Consider the following 19737-nt stretch of genomic DNA (forward strand, 5'->3'; position numbering starts at 1 on the left):
ACTCTTTTCGAAGCGATTTCACAATTGTTCTGCCATAAAGACGAACCGGTCTTCGGGAGTCGCTCCACTATGGTGAGTTAGGCCCGCTTCCAACGATGAAATGGGTCCATCACGGAGCGTAGTGACGGTCACGCAACGTGCGGGCGCGCGGGTTGTCGGACCGGGCGGTTAGGGTCGGCCGGTGACCATCGGGCAACCACTCATCCAGGCGCGGGGGCTGGTGAAGCGGTTCGGCGACTTCACCGCCGTCGACGGCATCGACGTCGAGGTCCGTCGCGGCGAGGCGTTCGGCTTCCTCGGTCCCAACGGCGCGGGCAAGTCCTCCACCATGCGCATGATCGGTTGCATCTCCCCGCCGTCCGGGGGCGAGCTGCGCATCCTCGGGCTCGACCCGGTGCGCGACGGCCCGACCATCCGGGCCCGGCTCGGGGTCTGCCCGCAGCTCGACAGCCTCGACCCCGAGCTGACCGTCCGGGAGAACCTCACCACCTACGCGCGCTACTTCGGCATCCCGCGCCGGGTGGCCCGCGAGCGCGCCGCCGAGCTGCTCGACTTCGTCCAGCTCGCCGAGCGGGCCGAGAGCCGGGTCGACCCGCTGTCCGGCGGCATGAAGCGGCGGCTGACGATCGCCCGGGCGCTGGTCAACGATCCGGAGATCGTGCTGCTCGACGAGCCCACCACCGGCCTCGACCCGCAGGCCCGGCACCTGGTCTGGGAGCGCCTGTTCCGGCTCAAGCAGCAGGGCGTGACGCTGGTGCTCACCACCCACTACATGGACGAGGCGGAGCAGCTCTGCGACCGCCTGGTGGTGATGGACGGCGGCCGGATTGTCGCCGAGGGGTCGCCCCGCGCGCTGATCGAGCGGCACGCCACCCGCGAGGTGGTCGAGCTGCGCTTCGCGGGCGACTCGCAGGAGGCGTTCGCCGGCAAGCTCGACGGGTTGGGCGAGCGCGTCGAGGTGCTGCCCGACCGCATCCTGCTCTACGTCTCCGACGGCGACGCCGCGGTGGCCGAGGTGTCCGCGCGCGGCCTGGACCCGGCCGGCGTGCTGGTGCGGCGCGGCAGCCTGGAGGACGTCTTCCTCCACCTCACCGGCCGCACCCTGATCGACTGACGCCCGCGCCGTTCGTGCGGCGGGGCCGGCTGTCCCAAGGACCGGCATGCCTTCGTGACCCCGTCGAACCTGACGGAGGTCGGTACCCGTGGTTGGTGCCCGCGGTTGGTGGCCTTTTGCTCGTGGGGCCCGGGGCGGGTCACGAGGGCCGTGCTGTCCGGCTTGCTCGTGGGCCGGAGCCCCGCTCGCGGCGGTGAGGCGGTGGCGCGAGCGGAGGGTGCGCCCGCGCGGTCGCGTACCGGGGGTGTACGACGCCGCCCACCCCGCCGGCGATTCCGCGTCCGGACGGTCCCGCCCCGCCACCGCGGAACCGGACACCCACCCACCGGACACGATCCGGCGCATCCCTCCGAGGGGTGACACCCACCGCGTTCCACCCACCGCCCGTCAACTCCGTCGGTGGAACACCGTGGGTGTGTTCTGGCCTTGGGGGCACCCATGGCGTTCCACTCGTCGGCTGTTGACGCCGTGGGTGGAACACCATGGGTGCGTCCCGGCTCGGACCATCTGCGCCACCCCCCCCGGAGAGGGCGAGGCGCCACATGCCCGCCCGCCGAGATCTTGGAAGAAAACGGCCCTCAGAGGGGCCTCGCACTTCCAAGATCTCCCACGGAAGCGGACACCCGCACGGATGGGCCGCCAGATCGGGAAGGTGGCGGCGTCGGGCCTTCGCCCCCGGCGCCTGACGCGGGTTCGTCGCCGGGCTCGCCCCCGGCGCTGACCGGCCCGAGCAGCCCGACCCGGCGAGTGCCGACGCCGAGGAGGCGTCGGGACCCCACCGCCGACGGGTCACGCTGGCGCCTGTCGTACCCGCCCGGTAGGAAGGTCGGCGGGGGTGGTGCGGGTGACGACGGCGACGGGCCGGGCCGGGGCGGGCTTGCCACGGGTGCCGGCGGTGGCGGTGTTCGCCCACTACCTGGTCAACTACCGGCGCACGTGGCGGGCGGGCGTCTTCTCGTCCTTCCTGCTGCCGGTGCTCACGGTGGTCGGCTTCGGCTTCGGCGTCGGGGCCTACGTCGACCAGGGCGTCGACGGGGTGCCCTACCTGCCGTGGCTGGTGCCCGGCCTGATCGCCTCGACCGCCTTCCAGGTCGCCGTCGCCGAGTCGACCTGGCCGGTGCACAGCAACTTCAAGTGGGTGCGCACCTACCACACCCAGGTCGCCGCGCCCCTGCGCACCGGTGACATCGTGGCCGGTCACCTGGGCTTCGTGCTGTTCCGGGTGGTCACCAGCGCGCTGGCGTTCCTGCTGGTGGCCGCCGTGTTCGGGGCGTTGCGGTCGCCCTGGGCGGTGGCCGTGGCGCCGCTCGCCCTGCTGCTCGGCCTGGCGGTGGCCGCGCCGGCCTTCGCGTTCAGCGCGTGGGTGCCGAGCGACAGCTACCTCGCGTTGCTGTTCCGGTTCGCGGTGATCCCGATGACGCTCTTCTCCGGGGTGTTCTTCCCGGTCGAGTCGATGCCGGCCGGGCTGCGGCCGGTCGCCTGGGCCACGCCGCTCTGGCACGCCGTGGACCTGTGCCGGGCCGCCACCCTGGGGGTCGCGCCCCGGTGGTCGGTCACCGGTCACCTGCTCTACCTCGCGGTCTGGGCCGGCGCCGGCTGGTGGCTGGCGCTGCGGGCGTTCCGCCGTCAACTCGTCGTCTAGGAAGGGGTGTCGTGGTCGGTCTCGTCCTGCCCCGGCTGGTCGGCGTCACGGGGGCGCGCCGCTCCGCCGCGATCGCCGAGCGCAACCTCACCGCGCTGCGCAGCGCCTACTGGCTGGTGCTGGTCTCCGGCTTCCTGGAGCCGGTGCTCTACCTGCTGTCGATCGGCATCGGGGTGGGCGCGCTGGTCGGTGACCTGACGCTGCCCGGCGGCGCGGTGGTGTCCTACGCGGCGTTCGTCGCGCCGGCCATGCTGGCCTCCTCGGCGATGAGCGGCGCGCTGTCCGAGACCACGTTCAACTTCTTCGGCAAGATGAAATACATGAAGCTGTACGACGGGGTCATCGCGACCCCGGTGCAGCCGTTCGAGATCGCCCTCGGCGAGCTGGGCTGGGCGATGGCGCGGGGTGGCCTCTACTCGGCCGCGTTCCTGCTGATCATGGTGACGCTCGACCTGACCACCGCGTCACGCGCGCTCGTCGCGTTCCCGGCGGCGGTGCTGGTGGGGTTCGCGTTCGGCGCGCTCGGCATGACGGTCGCGACGCTGCTGCGCAGTTGGCAGGATTTCGACCTGATGGGCTCGGCCCAGTTCACCCTCTTCCTCTTCTCCGGCACGTTCGTGCCCGCCGAGGCCTACCCGGCGGCGCTGCGCTGGCTGGTCGAGCTGACCCCGCTCTACCGGTCGGTGCACCTGATCCGCGGCGTGTGCGTGGGGGAGTCCGGCTGGTCCTGGGTGCTCGACGTGGCCTACCTGGTGGCGTTGACCGGCGGCATGCTGGCGCTGGCCTCCCGGCGGATGGGCAGGTTGCTCTACCTGTAGCTGGTTACCGGGCCCGGCCGCGGGGCAAGTCGTGCAGGACGACACGACGAGGGAGGTGCGATGGCCACCGACGAGTCTCCCGCCCGCGAGGGGCGCGAGCGCACCGGGCCAGTGGGGCCGGACGACGGTCCGGACAGCCCGACCGACCTGCCGGGCCCCGGTTGGGTGGCGACGCTCAAGCGGACCGTCCGCGAGTTCCAGGACGACAGCCTGACCGACTGGGCCGCCGCGCTGACCTACTACGGGGTGCTCTCGATCTTCCCGGGCGTGCTGGTGCTGATCTCGATGCTCGGCCTGCTCGGTGAGCGGGCGACCCAGGGCGTGCAGGACACGGTCAACCAGGTGGTGCCGGAGCCCAACATCCGCACGATCATCGAGAGCGCGATCACGCAGGCCGGTGACTCCGGCGGGCTGGCGAGCGTCGCGGCGGTGATCGGTCTGGTCGCCGCGTTCTGGTCGGCCTCCGGCTACGTGGCCGCGTTCATGCGCGCCTCGAACAGCATCTACGACGTGCCGGAGGGGCGGCCGATCTGGAAGACGCTGCCGATCCGCCTCGGGGTGACCGCGGTGATCGGCGTGATGCTGCTGGTCAGCGCCGTGATCGTGGTGTTCACCGGCGGCCTGGCCGAGCAGGCGGGCAACGCGATCGGGCTGGGCTCGACCGCGGTCACGGTGTGGAACATCGCCAAGTGGCCGGTGCTGCTGGTGCTGGTCAGCCTGATGTTCGCGATCCTCTACTGGGCGTCGCCGAACGCCCGGCACGGCGGGTTCCGCTGGGTCAGCCCCGGCGGCGTGCTCGCGGTGGTGCTCTGGCTCGTGGTGTCCGGCCTCTTCGCGCTCTACGTGAGCAACTTCGGCTCGTACAACAAGACGTACGGCGCCGTGGCCGGCGTGATCATCTTCCTGGTCTGGCTCTGGCTGAGCAACATCGCCATCCTGCTCGGCGCGGAGTTCGACGCCGAGTTGGAGCGCAGCCGCGCCATCGCGGCCGGGCACCCGGCCGACGAGGAGCCCTACGTCGAGCTGCGCGACGACCGCAAGCTGCGGAAGAAGCGCAACGCGCCGACTCCCCGCTGACCACCCTCGCGTCGCCCCGCCCGGAGAACCGGGCGGGGCGACGCGTTTTCATGATCCGGAACACGCTTTTGTTCGTATGGACAAAAGTTTCCATCGGTTGTGCCGAAGCTATGGACACGTGACCCGGAAGGCTCCTACTGTGTCGGACACGACACATCGCCGTTGCGTCGATGTGAACGACTCCGATGCGGAGGTGAGCGCCGGTGCGGACGGTCGATCCCCTGCACGTGCGGCTCCTGCGGTTGCTCCGGGACGAGGGCGCGGTCTCCCGCGCCGAGCTCGGCGACCGCCTCCAGATGCCCCGCCCGCGCCTGCTCGCCGAGCTGGAACGCCTGGTCGCCCTCGGCTACGTGGCCGAGGCCGGACTTGCCGCCTCCCGGGGCGGGCGCCGGTCCACCCTGGTCGAGCTGAGCCCGCGCCTGCGCTTCGCCTCGGTCGACCTGGGCGCCAGCTCGATCGACGTCGAGGTGGTCAACGGGCGGCTGGAGCCGGTGACCGCGTACACCGAACCCGCCGACATCCGCTCCGGGCCCAAGGTGACCCTGCACCGGGTCAACGAGCTGCTGCACAAGGCCCGGGTGGACGGGGCGTACGAGCGACTGGACGCGATCGGCATCGGCGTGCCCGGCCCGGTGAGCTTCCGCGACGGGGTCCCGGTCTCCCCGCCGATCATGCCCGGTTGGGACCGCTTCCCGGTCCGCGAGCTGCTGACCCGTGAGCACGGCTGCCCGGCGGTGGTCGACAACGACGTCAACATCATGGCCATCGGCGAGCGGCACGGCGGTGTCGCCCACTCGGTCGACGACTTCCTCTTCATCAAGATCGGCACCGGCATCGGCTGCGGCATCTATCTGCACGGCGAGGTCTACCGGGGCACCGACGGGTGCGCCGGCGACATCGGCCACATCCAGGTCGACCCGAACGGGCCGATGTGCTCCTGCGGCAACCTCGGCTGCCTCGAAGCGGTGTTCAGCGGCGCGGCGTTGGCCCGGGAGGCGACCGCCGCGGCCCGCGCCGAGGTCTCGCCGGCGCTGGTCGAGCGGCTCGCCGCCCGGGGCGTGGTGACCGCGCTCGACGTGGCACAGGGCGCGGTCGAGGGAGACGTCACCTGCATCCAGCTCATCCGCGACGGGGGTCGGCGGGTCGGCAGCGTGCTGGCCGGCCTGGTCAGCTTCACCAACCCGTCGATGATCGTAATCGGTGGCGGGCTGGCCCAGCTCGGCCACATCCTGCTCGCCGAGATCCGCAGCGTGGTCTACCGCCGCTCGCTGCCGCTGGCCACCGGCAACCTGCCGGTCGTCCTCTCCGAGCTGGGCCCACGCGCCGGCGTCGCCGGCGCGGCCGTGCTCGCCAGCGACGTCGCGTTCGGGGAAGCCGCATGACCGAGCGCACCGAGGGCGTGCCCGGCCAGCCCCGCATGACCGAGCGCACCGAGCGCAGCGAGGGCCGTGAGGGCGTGCCCGGTCAGCCCCGCATGACCGAACGCACCGAGCGCAGCGAGGGCCGTGAGGGCATGCCCGGCCAGCCCCGCATGACCGAGCGCACCGAGCGCAGCGAGGGCCGTGAGGGCATGCCCAGCCAGCCCCGCATGACCATCGAGGAGTCCGAGGAGGCCGAGGTGAGCACGAAGGAGCCGCTGGTCGAGGCGCCCGCCGACGCCGTCGCGGGCGAGGTGGTGCTGCGCCTCACCGACGTGGTCAAGACGTTCCCCGGCGTACGCGCGCTGGACGGCGTGCAGCTGGAGGTGCGGGCCGGCGAGGTGCACTGCCTGCTCGGGCAGAACGGCGCCGGCAAGTCCACCCTGATCAAGGTGCTGGCCGGCGTGCACCGGCCGGACTCCGGCGAGGTGGTGTGGCGGGGCGAGCCGGCGACGTTCGCCAACCCGCAGGCCGCTATGCGCGCCGGCATCGCCACGATCTACCAGGAACTCGACCTGGTCGACGACCTGTCGGTGGCGGAGAACGCGTTCCTCGGCCACGAGCCGCGCCGGTCCGGCTTCGTGCGGCGCGGGCTGATGGCCCGCCGTACCCGGCAGATCCTGGCCCGGCTCGGCCACCCGGAGATCCCGCCCGGCCGGCTGGTGCGGCACCTGCCGGCGGCGGGCAAGCAGATCGTCAGCATGGCCCGGGCGCTCTCCCACGAGGCCCGACTGATCATCATGGACGAGCCGAGCGCGGTGCTGGCCCACGACGAGGTGGGCAACCTGTTCCGGATCATCCGGGAACTCACCGCGCAGGGCATCGCGGTCATCTACATCTCGCACCGGATGGAGGAGATCCGCGAGATCGGCGACCGGGTCACCGTACTCAAGGACGGCCGGACCACGGCGGCGAGCCTGCCGGCCCGCGAGACCCCGACCCGCGACCTGGTCGCGCGGATGACCGGGCGGACCATCGAGTACGTCTTCCCGCAGCGCCCGGCCGCCGACGGCGCCGGCGCGGAACTGCTCCGGGTGGACGGGCTGACCCGGCACGGCGAGTTCGCCGACGTGTCGCTCGGGGTGCGCGCCGGGGAGATCGTCGGGATCGCCGGGCTGGTCGGCTCGGGCCGGTCGGAGCTGCTGGAGACCATCTTCGGGGCCCGTCGGGCGCAGGCGGGGACGGTCCGGGTCGACGGCCGGGCGCTGCGTCCGGGCAGCGTCGGCGCGGCGGTGCGGGCCGGCATGGGGATGGCGCCGGAGGAGCGCAAGAGCCAGGCGCTGCTGCTCGGCGAACCGATCTACCGCAACGTCACGCTGGCCACCTTCGGCCGGTACGCCCGTCTCGGCTTCACCGACGCCGCGCGGGAGCGGGCCGAGGCGGACCGGGTCGCCGCATCGCTGGAGCTGCGGCCCCGGGACGTACGCCGACCGGTGCGCACCCTCTCCGGCGGCAACCAGCAGAAGGTCGTGGTCGGCCGGTGGCTGCTCGGGGAGACCCGGCTGCTGCTGCTCGACGAGCCGACCCGGGGTGTGGACGTCGGCGCCCGGGCCGAGCTCTACCAGGTCATCCGGGACCTGGCCGCCCGGGGCGTCGGGGTGCTGCTGGTCTCCAGCGAGGTGCCCGAGGTGCTCGGCCTGGCCGACCGGGTGCTGGTCATGCGGGAGGGCCGGGTGGTCCGCGAGGCACCGGCCGGCGAACTCGACGAGAACACCGTGCTCGACCTCGTCATGGCGGGGTCCCTCATGGAAGGCGCACCGGCATGAGTGACGTCACTGATACCGCGCTGCCCGCGCAGTCGCCGCCGGTGGACCGGGCGGAGACCGCCAAGGCCGACGCGGCGTCCCGCCTGTCCTGGTGGCGGGGCGACGGCGGGGAGGGCGCGAAGCGCAACCTCGGCCTGCTCGCCACGCTGGTGGTGCTGGTCGTCATCGGCATCCTGACCCGCCCCGACCTCTACGGCGACCCGAACTGGGTGTGGGGCAACACGCTCACCATCCTCAAGCTCGCCTCGGTGGTCGGCGTGGTCACCGTCGGGATGACCTTCGTGATCATCGGCGGCGGCATCGACCTGTCGGTCGGCGCGATCGTGGCGCTGGCCGGGGTCTGGTGCACCACGGTGGCGACCCAGAGCTACGGCGCCGGCGGCATGATCTTCAGCGCGCTGACCGTCGGGTTGGCCGTCGGCGTGGTCAACGGGCTGCTCATCTCGTACGGACGACTGGTGCCGTTCATCGCCACGCTGGCCATGCTGGTGGCCGCGCGGGGCCTGGCCGCGGAGATCTCCGACAAGCAGACCCAGGTCTCCACCAGCTCGTTCATCAACGGCATCGCGACCACCAAGGTGCTCGGCATCCCACTGCTGGTCTACATCCTGGTCGCGGTGGTCGCGGCCGGCTGGGTGCTGCTGAACCGGACCACGTTCGGCCGCCGCACGGTGGCGGTCGGCGGCAACCCGGAGGCGGCCCGGCTCGCCGGCATCAACGTCCGCCGGCACACCGTGCTCCTCTACGCGCTCTCCGGCCTCTGCTGCGGCATCGCCGCGGTCATGCTGACCGCGCAGGCCACCTCCGCCCAGGCGGCGATGGCAAACCTCTACGAGCTGGACGCGATCGCCGCCGCGATCATCGGCGGCACGCTGCTCAGCGGCGGGCGGGGCACCATCATCGGCTCCCTGCTCGGGGTGATCATCTTCTCCACGATCACGAACCTCTTCGCCATCAACAACCTCTCCGCCGAGGCCCAGAACATGGTCAAGGGCGGCATCATCGTCGCCGCCGTCCTGGTCCAGCAGGTGCAGTTCCGCAGCCTGACCCAGTTCCTCGCCCGCAACCGGGCCACCACCACCTGATCCCACCGCGCACGCCGGCCGCCGTCGACCCGACGGTGGTCCGACCCACCGCACCCGAAAACACCCCACCACCTCATCCAGGAGGTCGTCATGAGAACACCGCGCCACGATCTGTCCCGCCGCCGGTTGCTCTTCGGCGGAGCCGCGGTCTCCGCCGGGGTGCTGCTCGCCGGCTGCACCAGCAACGAGCAGACCCCGACGGAGGCGCAGACGAAGGCCGCCGCGACCGGTGGCAACACCGAGCCGGGCAAGAAGGTGACCATCGGCTTCTCCGCCCCGGCCGCCGACCACGGCTGGATCGCCGCCATCACCAACAACGCCAAGGCGCAGGCCGGGGCGTACTCGGACGTGGAGCTGAAGTCGGTGGAGGCCGGCGCGGACGCGGCGGCCCAGCGGGCCGCGCTGTCCACGCTGATCTCCCAGAAGCCGGACGTGATCGTGCTGCTGCCGCACGACGGCAAGGAACTCAACGCGTTCGGCCTGGAGGCGATGAAGGCCGGCATCCCGGTGGTCAACCTGGACCGGGCCTTCCCCGACGCGCGGGCCTACCGCCTCCAGATCAAGGGCGACAACTACGGCATGGGGGTGGCCGCCGCCACCTACATCGCCGAGCAGCTCAAGGCCAAGGGCGTGAGCAACCCGGTGATCGGTGAGATCCCCGGCATCGAGTCGCTGGAGCTGACCCAGGAACGCTCCAAGGGCTTCGCCGACACGCTCGCCTCCTACGGGCTGAAGGTCGCCAACCGGCGGCCGGCCGAGTTCACCGTGGACTCCGGCCAACAGGCCGCCACCGGCCTGTTCCAGGCCCTGCCGAAGATCGACGCGGTCTGGAACCACGACGACGACCAGGGCATCGGCGTGCTCGCCGCGGTCAACCAGGCCAACCGCAAGGAGTTCTTCATGGTCGGCGGCGCCGGCTCGAAGAAGGCCATGGAGGACATCGCCGCCGACAGCACGGTGCTCAAGGCCACCGTCACCTACAGCCCGTCGATGGCCTCCTCGGCCATCTCCCTGGCCCGCTTGATCGGCCAGGGCAAGGGCATGTCCGACCTGGTCGAACTCCAGGTACCGAAGGAGATCGTGCTCTCCTCCGAGACGATCACCAAGGAGAACGCGGGCGACTACCTGAAGCTCGGGTTCTGACACACGGGGGGAGACCCACCTTGTCCACTCACGACAGGATCCTGCGGGTCGGCATGGTCGGCTACGCGTTCATGGGCGCCGCGCACTCACAGGCGTGGCGCACCGTGAACCGGGTGTTCGACCTGCCGGCGCGGGTGCGGATGTCGCTCGTCTGCGGCCGGGACGAACCGAAGGTGGCCGAGGCCGCCGACCGGCTCGGCTGGGACGGCTACACCACTGACTGGCGGCGACTCGTCGAGTCCGACGAGATCGACGTGGTCGACATCTGCACACCGGGGGACAGCCACGGCGAGATCGCGCTGGCCGCGTTGGCCGCGGGCAAGCACGTGCTGTGCGAGAAGCCGCTGGCCAACACCGTCGCCGAGGCCCGGGAGATGACGGCCGCCGCCGAGCGGGCCCGGGAGTCCGGGGTACGCGCCATGTGCGGCTTCAACTACCGGCGCGTACCCGCGGTCGCCCTGATGCGGCAGCTGGTCGCCGACGGTCGGCTCGGCGAGATCCGGCACGTCCGGGCGGTCTACCTCCAGGACTGGATCGTCGACCCGCAGTTCCCGCTGGTCTGGCGGTTGCAGAAGGACAGGGCGGGCTCCGGTGCGCTCGGCGACATCGGCGCGCACATCATCGACCTGACCCAGTACGTGACCGGCCAGCTCATCACCGGGGTCAGCGCGATCACCGAGACGTTCGTCCGCCAGCGGCCCCTGGTCGCCGGGTCGAGCGGCCTGGCCGCGCGGGCCGACGGCAACGGCAGCGCGACGGGCGAGGTCACGGTGGACGACGCGGCGGTCTTCGTGGCCCGGCTCGACGGTGGCGCGCTCGCCACCTACGAGGCCACCCGGTTCGCCACCGGCCGCAAGAACGCCCTGCGGGTCGAGATCAACGGCTCGCGCGGCAGCGTCGTGTTCGACCTGGAACGCCTCAACGAGCTGGAGTTCCTGGACGCCACCCGGCCCGCCGCCGAGCAGGGCTTCAGCCGGATCCTGGTGACCGAGGCGGACCACCCGTACCTGTCGGCGTGGTGGCCGCCGGGCCACATCATCGGCTACGAGCACTCCTTCACCCACCAGATGCGGGACTTCGTCGAGGCGGTCGCCACCGGCGCCGACCCGGCTCCGTCGTTCGCCGACGCGTTGCAGGTCCAGCTCGTGCTCGACGCGGTCACCCGCTCGGCCGAGCGGGCCGCGTGGACGGAGGTGACACCCGCCCTGGCCGAGGTGTGACGCCGGGCCCCCGCTCACCCAGCCGGGAGACGCGGGGGCCCGACCGGACACCTCCCGCGCGGCGCGGCAGCGCCGCCGACAGCCTTCCGGCGCCGGCCGGCGAGGGCCCGCCGCGGTTGCGCCCCGCGGCGGGGACGAGGCCGGCTCCGGGGAGCGTGCCGCCGGAAGCCCTCCGGGCGGCACGACCAGCACGGCCCTCCGGTGCGGCCGGACCGGGATTCCCCGGCCGCACCGGTGGACCGGCACCGACCTGGGGAGGTAGCGCGATGCGTACAGGTGTCTGGCTGGTCGGAGCACGTGGCTCGGTCGCGACCACCAGCGTGGTCGGGGCGCTCGCCCTGCGGGCCGGGCTGACCGCGCCGACCGGCTGCGTCACCGAGCTTCCCGAGCTGCGCGGACCCGCGCTGCCGGGCTTCACCGACCTCGTCTTCGGCGGCCACGACGTGGTCGCCACCCCGCTCACCAAACGCGCCGAGGCGCTCGCCGCCGCCGGGGTGCTGCCCGCCCGGCTGGCCGACGCCGTGGCGCCTGAGCTGGCCGCCGTGGAGGCGGCGCTGCGCCCCGCGCCGACCGACGGTGGCCCGGGCGACCGGATCGCCGCCGTGGTCCGCGACCTCACCGACTTCCGCCGCCGACACGAGCTGGAGCGGGTGGTGGTGGTCAACGTCGCCGCCACCGAGCCGACGCCCGCCCCGCACCCGGCCCACCACGACCCGACCGCGCTGCGCGCCGCGCTGGCCGGTTCGGTCGACGTGCTGCCGGCCAGCTCCCGCTACGCGTACGCGGCGTTCACCGCCGGGTGCCCGTACGTCGACTTCACCCCGTCCACCGGGGCCCGGCTGCCGGCCCTGGTGGCGCTGGCCGACGAGCGCGGACTGCCGTACGCCGGGCACGACGGCAAGACCGGCGAGACGCTGCTCAAGTCGGTGCTGGCGCCGATGTTCGCGATGCGTCACCTGGCGGTGCGTTCCTGGTCCGGGACGAACCTGCTCGGCGGCGGCGACGGCGCCACGCTCGCCGAACCCGCCGCCAACGCCGCCAAGGTGGGCAGCAAGCAACGGGTCCTCGCCGAGACGCTCGGCTACCTGCCGCAGGGCAGCACCCGGATCGACTACGTCGAGGAACTGGGCGACTTCAAGACGGCCTGGGACCTGGTCACGTTCGCCGGCTTCCTCGGCACCGGGATGCGGATGGAGTTCACCTGGCACGGCTGCGACTCCGCGTTGGCCGCTCCGCTGGTGCTCGACCTGGCCCGGCTCACCGCCGCCGCGCACGCCGCCGGCCGCCGGGGCGCGCTGGCCGAGCTGGCGTTCTTCTTCAAGGACCCGCTCGGCGACACCGGCCACGCGCTCGGTGAGCAGTGGGCGGTGCTGTGCGACTTCGTCGCCGGTCTGCACGCCGGGGTGACCCGGTGACCCGGCTGGCCGACCTGGTCGAGCTGGTCCGGGCGCCGGCCGCGCTCTCGGTGCCCGGGGACGTGGTGGCCGGCGCCGCGGCGGCCGGTGCGCTCGACCGGCGTACGCCCGCGCTGGCCGGCGCGTCGGTGCTGCTCTACTGGGCCGGGATGGCCGCCAACGACTGGGCGGACCGGCGGCTGGACGCGGTCGAGCGCCCGGAGCGGCCGATCCCGTCCGGCCGGGTCCGCCCGGCCGTCGCGTGGGGCGTCGCGGCCGGCCTCACCGCCGCCGGCCTCGCCGTCGCCACCGCCGCCGGCGGCCGCCGGGCGGCGGCCGTCGCGTTCCCGCTCGCGGCCACGATCTGGGGGTACGACCTGCGGGCCAAGGACACCGCCGCCGGTCCGGCGGTGATGGCCGCCTGTCGGGGCCTGGACGTGCTGCTCGGCGCGACGGGCGGCCGTGCGGCGCGGGCGTTGCCGGCCGCGCTGACCGTCGCCGCGCACACCTGGACCGTCACCGCGCTGTCCCGCCGCGAGGTGACCGGGATGCCGGACCGGCGGTTGCCCGGGCTCACCCTGGCCGGCACCGCGCTCATCGCGGTCGCCGCCCCAGGCCGGCCGACCGTGTTAAGCGGGGCCCCCTCCTCTACCGGAGGCGTTAAGAGGGGGCCCTTCCTTCGGGTGCCGGCCGTGCTCGCGGCCGGTTACGCCGTCGGGTACGGCCGGGCGCAGGCCCGGGTGCTCGCCGACCCGGCGCCGGCCCGGGTGCGGGCCGCCGTCGGCGCCGGCATCACCGGGCTGCCCGCGTTGCAGGGCGCGCTGACCGCCCGGGCCGGCGCGCGGCTGCTCGGCCTCGCCGTCGCCGGGGCCGCCCCGATCGGTCGCCGCCTGGCCCGACTCGTCTCCCCGACATGACCGCCGCGCCGGCGGCACCGACCGCCGCGACTCCGCCCGGGCCGGGCCGGCTGCGCTTCGGGTACGGCACCAACGGCTTCGCCAACCACCGCCTCGGTGACGCGCTCGCGGTCCTGGCCGACCTCGGGTACGAGGGCGTCGCGCTCACCCTGGACCACGACCACCTGGACCCGTTCGCCCCCGGGCTGGCCCGCCGGGTGGCCGCCGTGCGCCGCCGGCTCGACGCCCTGGGGTTGGCCGTGGTGGTCGAGACCGGGGCCCGCTACCTGCTCGACCCCCGGCACAAGCACGCCCCGACGCTGCTTCACGACGACCCCGCCCGCCGGCTGGAGTTCCTGCGCCGGGCGGTCCGGGTCGGCGCGGACCTGGGCGCCGAGGCGGTCTCCTTCTGGGCCGGCGTACGCCCGCCGCAGGTGCCGCCGCCCGTCGCCCGGGACCGCCTGGTCGCCGGGTGCGCCACCGTCTGCGCCGAGGCGGAGGCGGCCGGCGTGCCGCTGGGCTTCGAACCGGAGCCGGGGATGCTGGTGGCGGACATCGCCGACTGGTGGTGGCTGCGCGACGCGCTCGGCGCGCCGCCCGGCTTCGGCATCACCCTCGACATCGGACACTGTCGCTGCCTGGAGCCGCGGCCGGTGCCCGAGTGCGTGACGGCGGTCGCCGACCACCTGGTCAACGTGCAGATCGACGACATGCGCCGGGGCGTGCACGAGCACCTGGAGTTCGGTGCCGGGGAGATCGCCTTCCCGCCGGTGCTGCGTGCCCTGACCGACGCCGGCTACCCCGGCCTGGTGGCGGTGGAGCTGCCCCGGCACTCGCACGCCGCCCCGACCGTCGCCGCCCGCTCGCTGGACTTCCTGCGCGCCGCCGCCCGGCGCGGCGAGGGGCGGTGACCGACCACCTTCCAGCACCCGGCAGAGGGGAGACGGCATGACACCCGACCGACTGCGCGCCGCGCTGCGGGGCGTACCCGATCCGCAGTGGCTGGACGCGGCGCTGCGCCGCGTCGCGACCGAACCCGCCACGATCCCGCGCTTCTTCGCCGCCGCCGCCCGGCGGTGCGGGCGTGGGCCGGTGCCCGATCCGCCCGGCTGGACCGTCGACGAGACGGTCCGGGCGCTGCTGCTCACCGCGCTGCCGTCCGGCCACGCCGCCGCGGCCGAGGCGCTCTACCGGCACGGCGACGCCGCCGAGCGGCGCGGGGTGCTGCGCGCGCTGCCGCTGCTGCCGATCGGGGCGGAGTGCGTGCCGCTGCTGCACGACGCGATCCGCACCAACGACACCCGGCTGGTCGCCGCCGCGCTCGGCCCCTACGCCCGGCACCTGGAGCAGCCGGCCTGGCGGCAGGCGGTGCTCAAGTGCGTGTTCGCCGGGGTGCCGCTGGCCGTGGTCGACGACCTGACCGGCCGGGCCGACGCCGAGCTGGCCCAGATGCTGGCCGCGTTCGCCGCCGAGCGGCACGCCGCCGGCCGGACCATGCCCGCCGACGCGACCGAGCTGCTGCACCGACTGACCATCACCACCACGGAGGCGTGACATGCGCATCTTCGACCCGCACATCCACATGACGTCGCGGACCACCGACGACTACGAGCGGATGGCCGCCGCCGGCGTGCGCGCGGTGGTCGAGCCGGCGTTCTGGCTGGGTCAGCCGCGCACCAGCGTGGACAGCTTCGTCGACTACTTCGACTCGCTGATCGGCTGGGAACCGTTCCGGGCCGGGCAGTTCGGCGTCCGGCACCACGCCACCGTGGCGCTCAACCCGAAGGAGGCCAACGACCCGCGCTGCCGCCCGGTGCTCGACGTGCTGCCGCGCTACCTGGACAAGGACGGCGTGGTCGCGGTCGGCGAGATCGGCTACGACGCGATGACCCCGGCCGAGGACGCCGCGCTGGCCGGGCAGCTCGCGCTGGCCGTCGGGCACGACCTGCCCGCGCTGGTGCACACCCCGCACCGGGACAAGGCGCGCGGCGTCGAGCGCACCCTCGCCGTGGTCGCCGAGTCGGGCATCGAACCCGGGCGGGTGCTGATCGACCACCTCAACGAGGTCACCGTGAAGCTGGTCCGGGACACCGGCTGCTGGCTGGGCTTCTCCATCTACCCGGAGACCAAGATGTCGCCGCCCCGGATGGTCGAGTTGCTGCGCGCGTACGGGACCGAGCGGATGCTGGTCAACTCGGCCGCTGACTGGGGGCGCTCCGACCCGCTGCTCACCCGGGCCACCGGGGAGGCGATGCTGGCCGCCGGGTTCGACGACGACGAGGTCGACCGGGTGCTGTGGCGCAACCCGGTGGAGTTCTACGGCCAGTCCGGGCGGCTCGACCTCGCCGACCTGGACGCCCCGGCGCCCACCTTCGCCGGCAACTCGATCCTGCGCGGGGGCGAGTGATGCGGCTGCGGCACCCGGACGGCACCACCGTCCATCTCGGCTACTGCACGAACGTCCACCCCGCCGAGGACCTGCCGGGCGTCCTCGCCCAGCTCGACACGTACGCGGTGGCGGTGCGCCGGACGCTCGACACCGACCTGCTCGGGCTGGGGCTCTGGCTGGCCGCGCCGGTGGCCGCCGCGCTCGCCGCCGACCCGGCGGCCCGCCGCCGGCTGCGCCACGAGCTGACCGTACGCGGGCTGGAGGTGGTCACGCTCAACGGCTTCCCGTACGCGGCGTTCCAGGCCCCGGTGGTCAAGGGCGCGGTCTACCACCCGGACTGGACCACGTCGCAGCGGCTGGCGTACACCCTTGACCTGGCCCGGGTGCTGGCCGACCTGCTGCCCGACGACGCGGCCCGGGGCTCGGTGTCGACGCTGCCGCTGGCCTGGCGCACCCCGTGGGACGTCGAACGGGCGGACACCGCCCGGCGCCGGCTGGACGCGCTCGCCGCCGGGCTGGCCGCCGTGCAGCGGGACACCGGCCGGGTGGTCCGGGTCGGCTTCGAACCGGAACCGGGCTGTCTGGTGGAGTCCACGGGACAGGCACGCGCGGTATTGTCAGCCATGGATACCGACCGGCTCGGGATCTGTCTGGACCTGGCGCACCTCGCGTGCGCCTGGGAGGAGCCGGTCGACGCGTTGGCCCGGCTGCGCGACGCCGGGCTGCCGGTGGTCAAGGTGCAGGTCTCCGCCGCCGTCGAGGCGGCCGACCCGGCCGGTTCCACCGACGCGCTGCGCCGCTTCGTCGAGCCGAGGTTCCTGCACCAGACCCGGGCGGCGGGCTGCGCCGGCGCCATCGACCCGGCCGACCCGGCGTGGGCCGCCGACGACCTCGACGCGGCGCTCGACGCGCGGCTGCCCGGGGCGTGGCGGGTGCACTACCACGTGCCGCTGCACGCCCCGCCCGAGCCGCCGCTGCGCTCCACCGTGCCGGTGCTGCGGTCCGCCCTCTCCGCGCTCCTCGCCGGCCCGGCCGCCGGCTGCGACCACCTCGACGTGGAGACGTACACCTGGGGGGTGCTGCCGGAGGCGCGGCGGCCGCGCGGCGACGCGGAGCTGGCCGCCGGCATCGCCGCCGAGCTGGCCTTCGCCCGCGACGAACTGGTCGCGCTCGGGCTGTCCACGGCGGCCGGGGTTCCCTCATGAGCCGCCGGCTGGTGGTGCTCGACGTGGTCGGGCTGACGCCCCGGCTGCTGGCCCACATGCCCCGGCTGCGCGCGGTGGCCGAGGCCGGGTTCACCGCCGAGCTGGGCACCGTGCTGCCGGCGGTGACCTGCTCGGCGCAGGCCACGTTCCTCACCGGGGAGCTGCCCGCCGGGCACGGCGTGGTGGGCAACGGCTGGTACTTCCGCGACCTCGGCGAGGTGCTGCTCTGGCGGCAGCACCACGCGCTGGTCGGCGGTGAGAAGGTGTGGCAGGCGGCCCGCCGGGTGGAGCCGGGCTACCGCGTCGCCAACGTCTGCTGGTGGTACGCGATGGGCGCGGACGTGGACTGGACGGTCACGCCGCGCCCGGTCTACCACGCCGACGGACGCAAGGAGCCGGACTGCTGGACCGACCCGCCCGAGCTGCGGGACACGCTGACCGACGCGCTCGGCACGTTTCCGCTGTTCAGCTACTGGGGGCCGGGCGCCGGGCTGCCGTCGTCGGCGTGGATCAGCCGGGCGGCGCAGCGCATCCTGGCCGACCACGCCCCCGACCTGACCCTGGTCTACCTGCCGCACCTCGACTACGACCTGCAACGGTTCGGGCCCTCCGACCCCCGGGCCGCCGCCTCGGCGGCCGAGCTGGACGCGGTGCTCGGCCCGCTGCTGGACGCGGCCCGGGGGCGGGACGCGACGATCGTCGCGCTCTCCGAGTACGGCATCACCGACGTCTCCCGCCCGGTGGACGTCAACCGGATGCTGCGGTCCGAGGGCCTGCTGCGGGTGTACACCCAGGCCGGGATGGAGTACCTGGACCCGTGGACGTCGCGGGCGTTCGCGGTGGCCGACCACCAGGTGGCGCACGTCTACGTGCGGGACCCGGCGGACGTGCCGGCGGTGGCGAAGCGCTGCGCCGCGCTGCCGGGCGTCGCCGAGGTGCTGGACGCCGCCGGGCAGGCCGGCCACGGGCTGGACCACCAGCGCTCCGGCGAGCTGGTGCTGGTGGCCGAGCCGGATTCCTGGTTCACGTACTACTACTGGTTGGACGACGCCCGGGCGCCCGACTTCGCCCGGCTGGTCGAGATCCACCGCAAGCCCGGCTACGACCCGGCCGAGCTGTTCTTCGACCCGGCCGCTCCGGCCGCCGCGAAACGGCGGGCGGCGGTGGCGCTGGCCCGCAAGAAGCTCGGCCTGCGCTACCTGATGAGCGTGGTGGGGCTGGACGCCGGGGCGCGGGCGGTGCGCGGCTCGCACGGCCGGCTGCCCGCCGACCCGGCGGACGGTCCGGTGCTGCTCTGCTCCGACCCGGCCGCGACCCGGGCCCGGGTCGCGGCGACCGACGTCAAGGCGTTGCTGCTCCAGCTCGCCGGACTGGCCCGGGAGGCGCCATGACCGTCACCGTCGTACCGACCGAACCGGCCCTGCTGCGGGGTCGCTTCGACGCCGCGCTCGCCGCGTTCCTGGACGCGCGTGGGCCGGGTCGGCCGGACGACGGGACGGGGGCCGTCCACGCCGAGATACGCCGGTTCGTGCTGGCCGGGGGCAAGCGGCTGCGGCCGTTGTTCTGCTACTGGGGCTGGCGGGGCTTCGGCGGTCCGGACGGCCGGCCGATCGTGGTCGCCGCGGCGGCGCTGGAGCTGTTCCACGCGTTCGCGCTGATCCACGACGACATCCTGGACCGCAGCGACCGCCGCCGGGGCGAGCCGACGGTGCACCGGCACTTCGCCGATCTGCACGCCCGCTCCGGGTGGCGGGGCGACCCGGCGGCGTACGGCCGGCAGGCGGCGCTGCTCTGCGGTGACCTCTGCGCGACCTGGTCGGCCCAGATGTTCCACGGCTGCGGGCTGCCGGCCGAGCGGCTGCGTCGGGGTCACGCCGTGCTGTCCCGGATGCGGACCGAGGTGATCGCGGGGGAGTACCTGGACGTGACCGCGGCGGCCGGGGACGGCTCGGTGGCGAGCGCGCTGGCGGTGGTGCGGCTGAAGACGGCCCGTTACACCGTCACCCGGCCGGTGCAGGTCGGCGCCGCGCTGGCCGGGGCGGGCCCGGGGGAGGTGGCCGCGCTGGCCGGCTTCGGCGATCCGCTCGGCGACGCGTTCCAGCTCCGCGACGACCTGCTCGGCGTCTTCGGTGACCCGGCGGTGACCGGCAAGTCCGACCTGGACGACCTGCGGGAGGGCAAGCCCACCGTCCTGATGGCGCTGGCCCGGGCGGCGGCCGACCCGACCGGCGCGGCCCGGCTGCGGAAGCTGGTCGGGGATCCGGGCCTGGGTCGGGCCGGGGCCGCCGAGGTGCGGGCCGTCGTCGAGGCGTGCGGGGCGCGCGACGCGGTGGAGCGGATGATCCGGGTCCGGGCGGACGAGGCGCTGGCCGCGCTGGACGGGTTGCCGCTGGACGAGCCGGCGCGGCGGGCCCTGACCGCGCTCGCGTACCGGGCCGTGGACCGTCGCCAGTGACGCCAACTTTTGACGCGTCCCGACAAAAGTGTTTCCGGAACCAGCAGAAGCTATGGACAGGCCAATCGAAAGCCCTTAATGTCGTGCGCAGCACAGAGCTGTTTCGTCGAGGTGA

17 protein-coding genes are annotated in these 19737 nt (G+C 74.0%); all 17 read left to right on the forward strand.

What is annotated here, in order from left to right; translation table 11 throughout:
- Positions 1–181: 181 nt before the first annotated feature.
- Positions 182–1114, forward strand: a complete 933-nt coding sequence (locus CO540_RS26610; protein ID WP_099164059.1) for an ABC transporter ATP-binding protein — start codon at positions 182–184, stop codon at positions 1112–1114.
- An 844-nt stretch (positions 1115–1958) separates the two neighbouring features.
- Positions 1959–2756 (forward strand): ABC transporter permease, encoded by a 798-nt coding sequence (locus CO540_RS26615; RefSeq protein ID WP_253866210.1) that lies wholly within the window; start codon positions 1959–1961, stop codon positions 2754–2756.
- 11 nt (positions 2757–2767) lie between these two features.
- On the forward strand, positions 2768–3574 hold the full coding sequence (locus CO540_RS26620; protein WP_099164060.1) for an ABC transporter permease: 807 nt from the start codon (positions 2768–2770) through the stop codon (positions 3572–3574).
- 60 nt (positions 3575–3634) lie between these two features.
- A complete protein-coding gene (locus CO540_RS26625; protein WP_099164061.1) occupies positions 3635–4651 on the forward strand; it encodes a YihY/virulence factor BrkB family protein in 1017 nt (338 codons plus the stop codon).
- Between the two features lie 203 nt (positions 4652–4854).
- Positions 4855–6033 (forward strand): ROK family protein, encoded by a 1179-nt coding sequence (locus CO540_RS26630; protein WP_091572254.1) that lies wholly within the window; start codon positions 4855–4857, stop codon positions 6031–6033.
- A 206-nt stretch (positions 6034–6239) separates the two neighbouring features.
- The gene (locus CO540_RS26640) at positions 6240–7835 is read left to right on the forward strand and encodes a sugar ABC transporter ATP-binding protein (RefSeq protein WP_099164956.1); all 1596 of its coding nucleotides are present in this window, start codon (positions 6240–6242) and stop codon (positions 7833–7835) included.
- On the forward strand, positions 7832–8920 hold the full coding sequence (locus CO540_RS26645) for an ABC transporter permease (RefSeq protein ID WP_099164062.1): 1089 nt from the start codon (positions 7832–7834) through the stop codon (positions 8918–8920). The genes CO540_RS26640 and CO540_RS26645 overlap by 4 nt, the downstream gene beginning before the upstream one ends.
- A gap of 90 nt (positions 8921–9010) precedes the next feature.
- Positions 9011–10063: a substrate-binding domain-containing protein gene (locus tag CO540_RS26650; RefSeq protein ID WP_091572263.1), complete on the forward strand. Its 1053-nt coding sequence runs from the start codon at positions 9011–9013 to the stop codon at positions 10061–10063.
- A 20-nt stretch (positions 10064–10083) separates the two neighbouring features.
- Positions 10084–11283 (forward strand): Gfo/Idh/MocA family protein, encoded by a 1200-nt coding sequence (locus tag CO540_RS26655; RefSeq protein WP_091572268.1) that lies wholly within the window; start codon positions 10084–10086, stop codon positions 11281–11283.
- A gap of 266 nt (positions 11284–11549) precedes the next feature.
- Positions 11550–12698, forward strand: coding sequence for an inositol-3-phosphate synthase (locus CO540_RS26660; RefSeq protein WP_099164063.1), 1149 nt, complete (start codon positions 11550–11552; stop codon positions 12696–12698).
- Positions 12695–13594: an SCO3242 family prenyltransferase gene (locus tag CO540_RS26665; RefSeq protein ID WP_099164064.1), complete on the forward strand. Its 900-nt coding sequence runs from the start codon at positions 12695–12697 to the stop codon at positions 13592–13594. The genes CO540_RS26660 and CO540_RS26665 overlap by 4 nt, the downstream gene beginning before the upstream one ends.
- Entirely contained in the window at positions 13591–14484 is an 894-nt protein-coding gene (locus tag CO540_RS26670; RefSeq protein ID WP_099164065.1) for a sugar phosphate isomerase/epimerase, read from the forward strand. Before CO540_RS26665 ends, CO540_RS26670 begins: the two co-directional genes overlap by 4 nt.
- Before the next feature lie 37 nt (positions 14485–14521).
- Positions 14522–15127: an EboA domain-containing protein gene (locus CO540_RS26675; protein WP_099164066.1), complete on the forward strand. Its 606-nt coding sequence runs from the start codon at positions 14522–14524 to the stop codon at positions 15125–15127.
- A 1-nt stretch (position 15128) separates the two neighbouring features.
- A complete protein-coding gene (locus CO540_RS26680; RefSeq protein WP_091572289.1) occupies positions 15129–15980 on the forward strand; it encodes a TatD family hydrolase in 852 nt (283 codons plus the stop codon).
- A complete protein-coding gene (eboE, locus tag CO540_RS26685) occupies positions 15980–17167 on the forward strand; it encodes a metabolite traffic protein EboE (protein ID WP_099164067.1) in 1188 nt (395 codons plus the stop codon). The genes CO540_RS26680 and eboE overlap by 1 nt, the downstream gene beginning before the upstream one ends.
- Entirely contained in the window at positions 17164–18558 is a 1395-nt protein-coding gene (locus CO540_RS26690; RefSeq protein WP_099164068.1) for an alkaline phosphatase family protein, read from the forward strand. The genes eboE and CO540_RS26690 overlap by 4 nt, the downstream gene beginning before the upstream one ends.
- Positions 18555–19622 (forward strand): polyprenyl synthetase family protein, encoded by a 1068-nt coding sequence (locus tag CO540_RS26695; protein ID WP_099164069.1) that lies wholly within the window; start codon positions 18555–18557, stop codon positions 19620–19622. The genes CO540_RS26690 and CO540_RS26695 overlap by 4 nt, the downstream gene beginning before the upstream one ends.
- Positions 19623–19737 lie beyond the last annotated feature (115 nt).

This window comes from Micromonospora sp. WMMA2032 (assembly GCF_002688545.1).
Lineage (GTDB): Bacteria > Actinomycetota > Actinomycetes > Mycobacteriales > Micromonosporaceae > Micromonospora > Micromonospora sediminicola.

Bases quoted from the DNA above. Each gene is read 5' to 3' on its own strand.
- CO540_RS26680 (WP_091572289.1), top strand. From the start codon at position 15,129: ATGCGCATCTTCGACCCGCACATCCACATGACGTCGCGGACCACCGAC.
- CO540_RS26650 (WP_091572263.1), top strand. From the start codon at position 9,011: ATGAGAACACCGCGCCACGATCTGTCCCGCCGCCGGTTGCTCTTCGGC.
- CO540_RS26645 (WP_099164062.1), top strand. From the start codon at position 7,832: ATGAGTGACGTCACTGATACCGCGCTGCCCGCGCAGTCGCCGCCGGTG.
- CO540_RS26695 (WP_099164069.1), top strand. From the start codon at position 18,555: ATGACCGTCACCGTCGTACCGACCGAACCGGCCCTGCTGCGGGGTCGC.
- CO540_RS26625 (WP_099164061.1), top strand. From the start codon at position 3,635: ATGGCCACCGACGAGTCTCCCGCCCGCGAGGGGCGCGAGCGCACCGGG.
- CO540_RS26690 (WP_099164068.1), top strand. From the start codon at position 17,164: ATGAGCCGCCGGCTGGTGGTGCTCGACGTGGTCGGGCTGACGCCCCGG.
- CO540_RS26675 (WP_099164066.1), top strand. From the start codon at position 14,522: ATGACACCCGACCGACTGCGCGCCGCGCTGCGGGGCGTACCCGATCCG.
- CO540_RS26660 (WP_099164063.1), top strand. From the start codon at position 11,550: ATGCGTACAGGTGTCTGGCTGGTCGGAGCACGTGGCTCGGTCGCGACC.
- CO540_RS26670 (WP_099164065.1), top strand. From the start codon at position 13,591: ATGACCGCCGCGCCGGCGGCACCGACCGCCGCGACTCCGCCCGGGCCG.
- eboE (WP_099164067.1), top strand. From the start codon at position 15,980: ATGCGGCTGCGGCACCCGGACGGCACCACCGTCCATCTCGGCTACTGC.
- CO540_RS26640 (WP_099164956.1), top strand. From the start codon at position 6,240: ATGACCATCGAGGAGTCCGAGGAGGCCGAGGTGAGCACGAAGGAGCCG.